This window comes from Sphingopyxis soli, from assembly GCF_018682675.1.
Classification (GTDB): domain Bacteria; phylum Pseudomonadota; class Alphaproteobacteria; order Sphingomonadales; family Sphingomonadaceae; genus Sphingopyxis; species Sphingopyxis soli.
Genome location: NZ_JAFMTR010000116.1, coordinates 1 through 10,827, shown reverse-complemented (window position 1 = coordinate 10,827; position 10,827 = coordinate 1). Strand labels below are relative to the sequence as shown.

Annotated in this window: 10 protein-coding genes; 1 reads left to right on the top strand and 9 read right to left on the bottom strand. The window is 64.5% G+C overall.

What is annotated here, in order from left to right:
- The 9 genes from arsH to J1N50_RS17645 all read right to left on the bottom strand — a co-directional run.
- Positions 1-660, bottom strand: a 660-nt coding sequence (gene arsH, locus J1N50_RS17685) for an arsenical resistance protein ArsH (protein ID WP_215356226.1), incomplete at its 3' end; no start/stop codon positions are given.
- Between the two features lie 5 nt (positions 661-665).
- A complete protein-coding gene (gene arsB, locus J1N50_RS17680) occupies positions 666-1,730 on the bottom strand; it encodes an ACR3 family arsenite efflux transporter (RefSeq protein WP_215356224.1) in 1,065 nt (354 codons plus the stop codon).
- Positions 1,727-2,173, bottom strand: coding sequence for an arsenate reductase (glutaredoxin) (arsC, locus tag J1N50_RS17675; RefSeq protein WP_215356222.1), 447 nt, complete (start codon positions 2,171-2,173; stop codon positions 1,727-1,729). The genes arsB and arsC overlap by 4 nt, the downstream gene beginning before the upstream one ends.
- A complete protein-coding gene (locus J1N50_RS17670; protein WP_215356220.1) occupies positions 2,170-2,691 on the bottom strand; it encodes an arsenate reductase ArsC in 522 nt (173 codons plus the stop codon). Before J1N50_RS17670 ends, arsC begins: the two co-directional genes overlap by 4 nt.
- 81 nt (positions 2,692-2,772) lie before the next feature.
- Positions 2,773-3,102: an ArsR/SmtB family transcription factor gene (locus J1N50_RS17665; RefSeq protein WP_215356218.1), complete on the bottom strand. Its 330-nt coding sequence runs from the start codon at positions 3,100-3,102 to the stop codon at positions 2,773-2,775.
- 175 nt (positions 3,103-3,277) lie between these two features.
- Entirely contained in the window at positions 3,278-4,768 is a 1,491-nt protein-coding gene (locus tag J1N50_RS17660; protein ID WP_215356216.1) for an FG-GAP repeat domain-containing protein, read from the bottom strand.
- Positions 4,769-4,795: 27 nt separating this feature from the next.
- Positions 4,796-7,270 (bottom strand): TonB-dependent receptor plug domain-containing protein, encoded by a 2,475-nt coding sequence (locus J1N50_RS17655; protein ID WP_215356214.1) that lies wholly within the window; start codon positions 7,268-7,270, stop codon positions 4,796-4,798.
- A gap of 75 nt (positions 7,271-7,345) precedes the next feature.
- Positions 7,346-8,551: a cystathionine beta-lyase gene (gene metC, locus J1N50_RS17650; protein WP_215356212.1), complete on the bottom strand. Its 1,206-nt coding sequence runs from the start codon at positions 8,549-8,551 to the stop codon at positions 7,346-7,348.
- Positions 8,552-8,564: 13 nt separating this feature from the next.
- Entirely contained in the window at positions 8,565-9,254 is a 690-nt protein-coding gene (locus J1N50_RS17645; RefSeq protein ID WP_215356210.1) for an RNA polymerase sigma factor, read from the bottom strand.
- A gap of 315 nt (positions 9,255-9,569) precedes the next feature.
- On the opposite strand from J1N50_RS17645, the gene J1N50_RS17640 reads away from it, so the two are divergent.
- The coding region (locus J1N50_RS17640; protein ID WP_215356208.1) for a dicarboxylate/amino acid:cation symporter at positions 9,570-10,827 on the top strand (1,258 nt) is incomplete at its 3' end.

The following is a 10,827-nucleotide window of genomic DNA, read 5'->3' as shown; positions in this document are numbered from 1 at the left end:
GCCACGCGTCAGGACGGTGAAGCGGACCAGCTCTTCGGCGACATCGACGATACGGTCGTAATAACTTGAGGGCAGCATGCGCCCCTCTTCGTCGAACTCGGCGTAGGCTTTGGCGACGCTCGACTGGTTGGGAATGGTGATCATCCGCATCCATCGGCCGAGGATGCGCAGCGTGTTGACGCTGTTGAACGATTGCGAGCCCGCCGATACCTGCATCACCGCGAGCGTGCGCCCCTGCGTCGGCCGGAGCCCTTTGTAGGCGAGCGGCAGGTGGTCGATTTGCGCCTTCATGATCCCGGTGATCTGGCCGTGGCGTTCGGGACTGCACCAGACCTGGCCTTCGGACCACAGCGAATGCTGCCTCAGTTCCTCGACCGCCGGATGGTCGTCGCCCGCTATCTGATCGGGCAGCGGTAAGTCGGACGGATCGAAGATGCGCGTCTCGCATCCGAAAAGCTGGAGCAGGCGCGCGGTCTCCTCGACGACGAGTCGCGAGTAGGAGCGCTCGCGGAGGCTGCCATAAAGGAGGAGAATGCGCGGAGCCGGATCGAGCGGACCGAGGCCGAGCGCCGGCTGCGAGCGAGTATATTCGGGGCTCAGCGCCGGGAGATGGTCGGGGTCGACGAGCGTGCGCAGGCGGGAGAAGGTCTCGGCGGTCATTACAATCAGCCTTTCGCGGGGGCGGATGCCGGAAACCAACGGCGCCCGAACCAGAAGGCGACGTTGACGAGGAGGATCAGGACGGGCACCTCTACGAGCGGGCCGATGACGGCGGCGAAGGCGATGGGGGAGGCGAGGCCGAAAGCGGCGATCGCGACCGCGATAGCGAGTTCGAAATTATTGCCCGCGGCGGTGAAGGCGACCGCCGTGGTGCGCGGATAATCGGCCTCGATGAGTTTCCCCATCCAGAAGCTGATGACGAACTGGACCACGAAATAGATGGTAAGCGGGATCGCGATCCGCACCACATCACCGGGAATTGTGACAATCTCGCCGCCCTTGAGGCTGAACATCGCGACGATCGTGAAGAGCAGGGCGACGAGCGTGATCGGCGCGATTTTAGGCAGAAAGCGCGTCTCGTACCATGCATTGCCCTTGGCTCCGGCGAGCCATTTGCGGGTCAGGAAGCCGGCGAGGAACGGAATGCCGAGATAGATCAGCACCGCTTCGGCGACCGTCCAGAAACTGACATCGATGACGCTGCCTTCGAGCCCGAACAGCGGTGGCAGAACGGTCAGGAAGAACCAGGCATATATGCTGAAGAAGAGGATCTGGAAGATCGAGTTGAAGGCGACGAGCGCGGCGACATATTGATTGTCGCCCTTGGCGAGCTGGTTCCACACGATGACCATCGCAATGCAGCGCGCGAGCCCGATCAGGATGAGGCCGGTCATATATTGGGGCTTGTCGGAGAGGAAGGCCACGGCGAGCGCGAACATCAGCACCGGGCCGATGATCCAGTTCTGGATCAGCGAGATCGCGAGCACGCGCTTGTCCTCGAACACCCGCGGCAGTTCCTCGTAGCGGACGCGCGCGAGCGGCGGATACATCATCAGGATCAGGCCGATGGCGATCGGGATGTTCGTCGAGCCCCACGAGAGGCTGTCGATCGCGGCGGGAAGTCCGGTGAATGTCGAGCCCAGCAGCACGCCCAGCGCCATCGCGAGGAAGATCCACAAGGTCAGATAGCGGTCGAGGAACGCCAGCCGTTCGCGCTTTGGTTGCGTCATCGAATCTCTCCTCGGGCGCCGACGCGACGGCCGGTGTCATCGACGACCTGTTCGCCATCTTCCTTGGCGAAGGCACCGCGCTGGCGCGATGGAAGGAGGTCGAGCACCTCCTCCGACGGACGGCAGAGTTTCACGCCGAGCGGCGAGACGACGAGCGGCCGGTTGATGAGGACCGGATGCGCCATCATCGCGTCGATGAGCGCATCGTCGTCGAGGCTCTCGTCGCCGAGGCCGAGATCGGCAAAGGGCGTTCCCTTTTCGCGGAGGAGGGCGCGAGGGGTTATGCCGGCGCGTTCGATCAACTGCGCAAGCAGCGCGCGCGACGGCGGCGTCTTCAGATATTCGATGACGTGGGGCTCGATTCCGGCATTGCGGATCATCGCCAGCGTATTACGCGACGTGCCGCATTCGGGATTGTGGTAGATGATGATGTCGGCGGTCATTCGGCCGACTCCGCTCGCGCGGTCGAACCTTCGGTGCGCCCGATTTCCTTGAGTTTGCGCTCCATCGCCATTTCGCCAATGCTGTCGTGCGGCAGCGCGAGGAACAGCGCGATGCGGTTTGAGAGATAGTTGAGCGCTCGCTCGAAGGCCTCGCGCTGGCCGGGGCCTTCCACCGCAGCGGGGTCTTCGATCCCCCAATGCGCGCTCATCGGCTTGCCCGGCCAGATCGGGCAGGTTTCCCCTGCGGCACTGTCGCAGACGGTGAAGATGAAATCGAAAGTGGGTGCGCCGGGCTGCGAGAATTTGTCCCAGCTTTTCGAGCGCAGGCCATTCGTCTCGAAGCCAAGTTCTTCGAGCAGCGACAGGGCTTGGGGATGGACCTCGCCCTTGGGAAAGCTGCCGGCGCTATAGGCTCTGAAGCGTTCTTCCCCCATTCGGCTCATCAACGCTTCGGCGAGGATCGAGCGCGCGCTATTGCCCGTGCAAAGGAACAGCACATTGTAGGTCTTGTCGGTCATGATTGTCTCCCGAATCGCTGCGCCGACAAGGCGCAAGCTCTGAAATGAGGGTGGACGATTATCGGCGTTGGCGGCGCGCGCTCAGCAGCATGCGAGTTCGGCGAGCAGTGGCTCGCAAAGCTCCGCTCGCCCCTGGCAGCAATCTTTCGCAAGGAAGAGCATCAGGCCGCGGAGCGTATCGATATCGGCACGCTGGATGATCTGACGGCCGCGCTTTTCGGATTTCACGAGATTCGCTTTCGCCAAGACGGCAAGATGCGTCGAGAAGGTGCTCTGCGTGAGCCCCGAGGCTTCGACAAGCTGTCCGGTAGAGAGGCCATCCGGCTCGTTCTGAACAAGCAGCCGAAAAGCATCGAGGCGGGTGGGATGCGCCAAGGCGGCGAGAATGGGCAGGGCAGAATCAGCTATCATGCATCGGAATTATCCGATGGAAATCTTGCTGTCAAATTGCATCGGCTATTTACGATGGTTGGCGCAGCTATGTCCGCGCGTCGCGTTCGATCGCCAAAGCCCAGTTGGCTGCAATCGCTCAGGGTTGAACAGACGTATCGGGACAACTTGACTATCGGTGGATGTCGTCAGCAAGCTAGCGCTGACGGATAACCAGTTCGGTCCGGGCATAGTCAGCCGCGCGAACGTGCTTGATCCGCTGCGTCCTTCGGCCGGTCTTGTCCATGAAGGTCACCTCGACTGTCACCGGCGCCATCGAGGCAAGCCCGAAGTGGAGGGGCTGCGTTCCTTGCGAGTTATAGCCTTCGCCGGTCGATACCTGGCGCGTCGCGATGATCTTACCGCTGGCGTCGGTGAGGCGCACTTCGGCACCCATTCGCGTGAAGCGTCCCGCTCTGTCGACGACGCGAACGGCAAGGCTTCGCTGCGCGGCGGCCTTGTCGAGATCGTTGTGGAAGAGGAAATGACCGCCGCTGGCGGTGTAGCCGCGCGTCACCGAGAGATCGAGCGCACCGTCACGGTCGTAATCGATCCACTGGACGCCGTGATCGGCGACGTTGAGCGCAGAGCCGGGCGGCAGGACATTGGCGAACCCGTTGCCGCCGAGATTGCGGTAAAGGCGGTTGGCGGGCTGCTGGGCGCCCGATTTGCCGGTGTAGGCGGCGACGAACAGGTCGAGCCAGCCGTCATTGTCATAATCGCCCCATGCGGCGCCGACCGCGTGATTGTTCTCGGCGAGGCCGAGGCGCGGCGCGACATTCTCGAAACTGCCGTCACCCTTGTTTCGATAGAGGATGTTGACGCCGTAGCTCGCCACGAACAGGTCCAGTTCGCCGTCATTGTCATAGTCGCCGACCGCGCACCCGACGCTGCCCTCGGTGCGCGGACGGCCCGGGCGGTCCATGCCGAGCGCCGGGGCGACGTCGGTGAACCGGTCGCCGTCGTTGCGCCACAGCGCGTCGGTTGCGCCCGCCTGGTTGGCGAGGAATAGATCGAGGTCGCCGTCGCGGTCGTAATCGAACCAGCAGGCGCCGACTGTGGGCCGTGCGTCGTCGCCCGCCTGTTCGGCGGCAACGCGCACGAAGCGCCCTGCGTCCTGGCGGAACAGCGCGTTGGGACCGCTCCGGTTGGCCGCGAAGAGATCGAGGTCGCCGTCATTGTCGTAATCGACCCAGCTCGACTGGCGGGCCGAGCGTCCGGCGGTAACGGGATCGACGGCTTGCGCGGCGAAGCGGCGACCGCCTTCATTGCGGAAGAGCAGATTGCCGGCCGCCTCCTCCGTGGCGCCGCCGAACAGATCGGGCCAGCCGTCGCCGTCATAGTCGCCCCAGGCAAGACCGCGCATTTCGGCGCCCGAGACGGGCAGGCCCATTGCAGCGCCGACGCTCACGAATGTTCCGCGATCGTTGCGATAGAGCCGGATTTCGCCGCTTTTGAGCGATACGGCAAGGTCGAGGTCGCCATCGCGGTCATAATCGGCCCAACTGTTCGAGAGCGAGCCGGGGAGTGCGAAGTCCGCCGACTGGACCGGCGAAAAGGCGGGGAAAGGCGTCTGGGCCGCCCCGCCGCCGGCAAAGCCGAGCGACAGGACGACCCAGGACAGGGTCCGCATCAGTTCATCGCGCATGATGCGGACTCCAGGGGATGGTCGGGATCAGAAATCGAGCGAAATCCGGCCATAATAATATCCGCCATATTGACCGAACGGTCCGGCGCCATAGGGCGCGAGCCCGATGGTGTTGGCGACGGTCGTGCGGTCGGGATAGACGTCGAAGATATTATAGGCACCGGCCGCGACCCGCAATTTCTCGGTCACCCCGTAGGACACTTCGAGATCGGTGATCCACTTGGCGCCGAAGCTCTGGTCGTTGACCGGCAGGCCGCCGACCAGATTGTCGAGCGACTTGAACTTGTCGTAGCGCGTTTCCTTGATGTTGATCGCGAACGGACCCGATTCAAAATTGGCACCGAGGATCAGCTTGGTCTTCGGAGCCGAGGTGAACCAGCCCTGCGTGCGGCGATCGAACAGGGTCAGGTTGAGCCCGGCGAGTTCGGGCGGATTCGCGGCGATCTTGCGAATGTCGGTATCGTTATAGTTGAAACCGACGCTCGTGCGCAGACGCCCGGCGCTGCCCACGTCGAAAGTGTAGGTTCCGACCACGTCGACGCCGCGCGTGCGGGTGTCGACGGCGTTGGTGAAGAAACGCACCGACTGGTCGCCCGAGAAGCCGTTCGCGATCAGGATGTTGCGGACGCCGGTTCCCGAGAGAAGCCCGGTGAGCGTGATCCGGTTGTCGAGGTCGATTTGATAGGCGTCGACCGAGAGCGACAGGCCCGCCGCAGGCGTCAGCGTAAAGCCCAGGCTGTAGTTCTTCGACTTTTCCGGCTTGAGCGGCTGGGCGCCAAGCGCCTGCGCGACCGCCGAGTTCGTCTTCACTATTTTGGTAAGCACGGGAATGTAGACGCCGCCGACGAGATTGATCGAGGTCGAAGTCTGCGCAAAGTCCTGCTGCGCGAGCGACGGGGCGCGGAAGCCGTTGCTGAATGCCCCGCGGACGGCGAGCCAGTCGGTCAGCTCGTAGCGAGCGCTGACCTTGCCGCTGAAGACGCTGCCCGAGCTATCGTCAAAATGCTCGAAGCGGCCCGCCGCTGTCACGAGAAAACGCGGGCTCACATCGAGCGCGAGATCGACATAACCAGCCCAGATGTTGCGATTGATGTTCGCGGCATCTTCGGGGGTGACGACAATCGCGCCCTGCGCGCCGACCTGCGCCGGACGACCGGCGAGCGGCCCCGACGGATAGAAGTAACCGCCGGCGCGGTAGCTGTCGACGTCGAGCGGCTTCGTGACATAGGATTCGTAACGATATTCGGCGCCGAGCGAGACCTGGAGCGCCATCTCGCCGCCGAGCTCGACGCGGCGGGTGAGATCGAGATTGTTCGTCCACTGGTCGAACGCGGAGCTGAAGGTCTTGAACTCGGTCGGACTCGACGGGCCGAGCGAGGCGTTGAGCGTATTGTCGGCGCCATTTTTGGCATAGTTGCGCCCATAAGTACTGCTGAGGTCGATATTCCAGCCGCCCGTTTCGCCGCGCAGTCCGCCGGTGAGCTGGAAGTCGGTCTCTTTCAGCGTGTAGTAGGGCGTGAAGCCGTCGGGGTAGATTTCGACGATATTCTGGTTGCTGTTCGGGCGGCGACCGGCCTGGCCGACGCGCGCGTCGCGATAGCCAAAGGTGCCGTCCGAGTAGAAAGTCACATTGCCGAGCGGCAGCACGAGCGTCTGCGCGACCTTGATGTCGTTCACTTCGGGAAGACCGCCCTTGTAAGTGCGGCGGTCCGCCGTGAGCTCGCGCGGATCGGGCGCCCCGCCGGGAAGCGGGAAGTAGAGCGCGCCGGTGACGTCGGTGTTGCGGATCGCGGCATTGGCTTTCTTGCCCTCGACCGACAGGGTGAACGAGCCGCCGTCGCCGAGCGTGAAACCGTGCGTCACGCTGCCCGAGATGGTCTCGCCGTCGCTGCCGCTGCCGTCGCGGCCGTAGCGCTGGCCCGCTTCGAGCGTGGCCCGGCCGCCGCTGTCGTTGGTCTTGAGGATGACGTTGATTACGCCCGCGATCGCATCGGAGCCATATTGCGCCGAGGCGCCGTCGCGCAGCACTTCGATGCGCTCGATCGCGCTCGCCGGGATGAGGTCGAGATCGACCGGGTTACCGCCCTGCGAGGTGGCGCCCGAGTTGAAGTCGATGATCGAGCTGTTGTGGCGGCGTTTGCCGTTGACCAGCACCAGGACATGGACGCCCGACAGGCCGCGAAGGCCGGCGGGGCGCGTCAGGCTGTTGAACGACGAACTGCCGACGGTGGTCGACTGGAAGGACGGGACGAGCTGGGTCAGCGCATCGCGAAGCTGCATGCCGCCGCCGAGCTTTTCGAGGTCCTCGCCGCCGATCACGTCGATCGGGGTCGGGCTGGAAATGACGGTTCGCGCCTGGCCGCGCGTACCGGTGACGATGATTTCGGATGCCGATGCCGACTCGCCGGCATCGTCAGCGGCTACATCCTGCGCGAAGGCGGGTGCCGACATGGCGCCGACGACGCAGGACGCCCCGATCAGCAGTCGTGTATATGTTTTCATGGTCTTGCTCCTGAACACGGAAATTCGTTCCCCCTGGTGAACCTGCTATATTCTCGTTCCCGCCGTTTCCGGCGCTTATCCTGCGGCCCGCAATTTGGCCTGCGGTGCCGCCGTGTCCTGCGAAAGAGTGTCGAGCCCTTGCCGCAAATCGGCGATGAGGTCATCCACACTTTCGAGCCCGATGTGCAATCTTAGCAACGGTCCGGGATAGCTGCGCTTGTGCGTGCGCGCGGCGAGCTGCGGATCGACCGGGATTGCGAGGCTCTCGTAACCGCCCCAACTGAAGCCCAGACCGAAGAGTTCGAGCCGTTCGACCATCGCGGCGACCGCTTCGTCGGAGACGGGTGCGAGGACCGCGCCGATCAGTCCGCACATGCCGGTGAAGTCGCGCTTCCAGATCGCGTGACCCGGATCGGTCGGGAGTGCGGGACACAACACCGATTGCACTTCGGGCTGCGCGGCGAGCCACTTGGCGACCTCGAGGGCGGCGGCGCCATGCTGCGCGAGCCGTGTGCGAAGCGTCCTCAGGCCGCGGATCGCCATATAGGCGTCGTCGGGCGAAACCGCCCAGCCGACCTCGTAGCTCGAGCCCGCGAGCATTTCGGCGGCGACACCCTTTGCGGCAGCGAGACCCATGAAGACGTCGGAATGGCCGCAGACATATTTGGTGAGCGACTGGATGCTGACATCGACGCCATGGTCGAGCGGCTTGAACAGCACGCCCGCCGCCCATGTATTGTCGATGACGGTCATGACGCCGGCTTCCTTCGCCATCGCGGCGATCGCGGGAATGTCCTGCATCTCGAACGAGAGCGATCCCGGCGATTCAAGGAAGATCACGCGCGTCGCCGGGGTGATCATCGACCGGATCGTCTCGGCATCGTCGGCGGGATCGAAGTAGCGCGCCTTGACGCCGTAGCGCGCGAGCGTGCCGGCGAGGAAGCGGCGGGTCGGGTTGTACACGGTGTCGCAGGCGAGAACCTCGTCGCCCGCCGAAAGCAGGGCGAGCAGGGTGCCGGTGATAGCGGTGAGGCCCGAGGGATAGATGAAGGCTTCGTCGGCGTTCTCGAGGTCGCGAAGCGCGTCGCGCAGGATGCGCTGGGTCGAGAGGCCGACGCGGCCGTAGGTCACCTTGCCGCCGTCGTAGAGCGCTTCGCAGGTCGGCAGCAGCACCGTCGAGCCGCGCTGGATGGGAGGACCCGGCGTCCGCTGAAGCGCGTCGCACGGCGTATCGCCGTGGATGAGCCGCGTCTGCTCGTGAACCGTGCTGCCAAGCGTCATTTAATTCTCTTTCTCAAATGGAACCGGAGAGGAGTTTCTGCCGCTGCGGCGAGACGCCGTTGCGGTTCGCGGCGACGAGGTCGCTGCGGCGGACGCGCGAGAGGGCTTTCGCCGCCTTCGTCACATGTTTTTCGATCGCGCTCGTCGACACATTATACTGGCTCGCGAGACTCTTGAGGCTCGAGCCCTCGACGCGGATCGCGACAAGGATTTCCTGCGTGCGCTCGGGAAGCCGCCCGAGGGTGGCCTCGACCGCGCGGATTTCGTCCTTCGCGAGGAGTATCCGCAGCGGCGACATCTCGTCGACCGGATGGTCGGGCTCGTCGAGCTGGCAATGGCAGTCGGTGCGACGCGTCGTCTGCCGGCGATGGCGGTCGATCAGCGTCGCTTGGGCCGCCTGGAAAAGATAGCATTTGGGATGAGCGACGGCGGCGGCATCGGCGCGGCGGACGAGGCTGAGGAGGACATCCTGCAAGACGTCGTCGAGATCGGAGAGCGGCACGCGGCGGCGGAGATATTTTCGGAGGAGCGGGAGGTGCGGCCAGAAGGCCTCGACGAGATCGTGGGCAGGCTCGCCCGAAGCCGGGGCGGCCTCGACTGGCGGCTTCCCAGCGGGCGGCGCGCTCGGTTCGAACGCCTGCCAGGCATCGTCAATCGCGACGTTTTCAGTCCCGTAATCGGCCCCATAGGCGCTGAATGTCATCGTGAGTCCCCTTATGGCGACATTTTATGACACGGGTCCCAGGGTGATTTCATTACCGACTTTGAGAGGAATTTCGCGAATATTGGGATGAATTATCCCAAATTTGTCTAATATGTCGATCAAACGAACGAACTCGTGCATTAACGCCGGCCGTTCGGTCGAATCGGTAGTCCCGAATCTGCCATTGAAGTGCAACAAGCGGTCAGAGGCGGGAAACTTCCTCGGGAAATCATGCTTTCGACGATGGGGTAATCGGTGTGCGCCGCGTCAAAGCCAAGGGGCCTCCCGCGTAGAGGAGGCAGGAGGAGTGGTCGCATGGCGAGAACCTGGCTCATATTGTCGGCGCTGGTCGCGGGTTTGGCGCTAGGCGTCGGATGGACGCGGCTGGAGCTCGGGGGCCTCGAGGATGCGGTCGCGATTGCCGACAGCGTCGGCGGCGTCTGGCTCGACGGCCTTCGCATGACGATCATTCCGCTTGTCGTCTCGCTTCTGATTACCGGGATCGCGAAGACCGTCGACAGTGCCCGCGGCGACCGCGTGGCGATGCGCTCGGTCGTTACCTTCATCGCGCTGCTCTGGCTGTCGACGGCGATCGCCGCGGTCCTCGTACCGGCGCTGCTCGGACTCTTTCCAATGCCCGCCGATGCCGCTCGTTCTCTCGCGGCGAGCCTTTCGACCGGAACGCCTGTCGATGCGCCGACGGTCGGGATCGGGGCGTTCCTGCGATCGATCGTGCCCACCAACCCGATTGCCGCGGCGGCCAATGACGCGCTACTGCCGCTCATCCTCTTCACCGCGGTGTTCGCGGTGGCGCTCGCGCGGCTCCCCGCGATGCAGCGCGAACCCGTCACCGCCTTTTTCGACACGATCGCGAGCGCCGTCCTCCTTATCGTCGGCTGGGTGCTGGCACTCGCGCCGATTGGCGTGCTCGCGCTGGCCTTCGGGGTCGGAGCGCGCGCCGGAACCTCGGCGATCGGTGCGCTCGCCCATTATGTCGTGATCGTCTCGAGTGCCGGCCTCGCGGCCTGGGCGCTTGCCTATCCGGTCGCGGTCTTCGGCGGCCGGGTGCGGCTCCTCGCGTTCGCGAAGGCGGTCGCGCCCGCACAGGCGGTCGCGCTCAGCACCCAGTCCTCGCTGGCCTCGCTGCCGCCGATGCTCAAGGCATCGGCCGATCTCGGGGTCGAGCGCTCGGTCGCGCGCGTGTCGCTTCCGGTCGCGGTCGCCATTTTCCGGGTGACGAGTCCGGCCATGAACCTCGCTGTCGCCATTTATGTTGCCCACTGGCTCGACATTGCGCTCGCGCCCCCGGCCATCATGGCGGGTGCCGCGGTCGCCGCGATCACGACGATCGGCTCGGTGAGCCTGCCCGGCCAGGTCAGCTTCCTGACCTCGATCGCGCCGATCTGCGTCGCCATGGGCATCCCGATCGAGCCGCTCGCTTTGCTGATCGCGGTCGAGATGATCCCCGACCTCGTCCGCACCGTCGGCAATGTGACAATGGACGTCGCCGCGACGACGGCGATCGCGCGGATGGGGTCGGCGAGGGGCGAGCGTGATACGTCCGGGGATGAAG

Bases quoted from the DNA above. Each gene is read 5' to 3' on its own strand.
- arsC (WP_215356222.1), bottom strand. From the start codon at position 2,173: ATGACCGCCGACATCATCATCTACCACAATCCCGAATGCGGCACGTCG.
- metC (WP_215356212.1), bottom strand. From the start codon at position 8,551: ATGACGCTTGGCAGCACGGTTCACGAGCAGACGCGGCTCATCCACGGC.
- J1N50_RS17670 (WP_215356220.1), bottom strand. From the start codon at position 2,691: ATGACCGACAAGACCTACAATGTGCTGTTCCTTTGCACGGGCAATAGC.
- J1N50_RS17665 (WP_215356218.1), bottom strand. From the start codon at position 3,102: ATGATAGCTGATTCTGCCCTGCCCATTCTCGCCGCCTTGGCGCATCCC.
- arsB (WP_215356224.1), bottom strand. From the start codon at position 1,730: ATGACGCAACCAAAGCGCGAACGGCTGGCGTTCCTCGACCGCTATCTG.
- J1N50_RS17655 (WP_215356214.1), bottom strand. From the start codon at position 7,270: ATGAAAACATATACACGACTGCTGATCGGGGCGTCCTGCGTCGTCGGC.
- J1N50_RS17660 (WP_215356216.1), bottom strand. From the start codon at position 4,768: ATGCGCGATGAACTGATGCGGACCCTGTCCTGGGTCGTCCTGTCGCTC.
- J1N50_RS17645 (WP_215356210.1), bottom strand. From the start codon at position 9,254: ATGACATTCAGCGCCTATGGGGCCGATTACGGGACTGAAAACGTCGCG.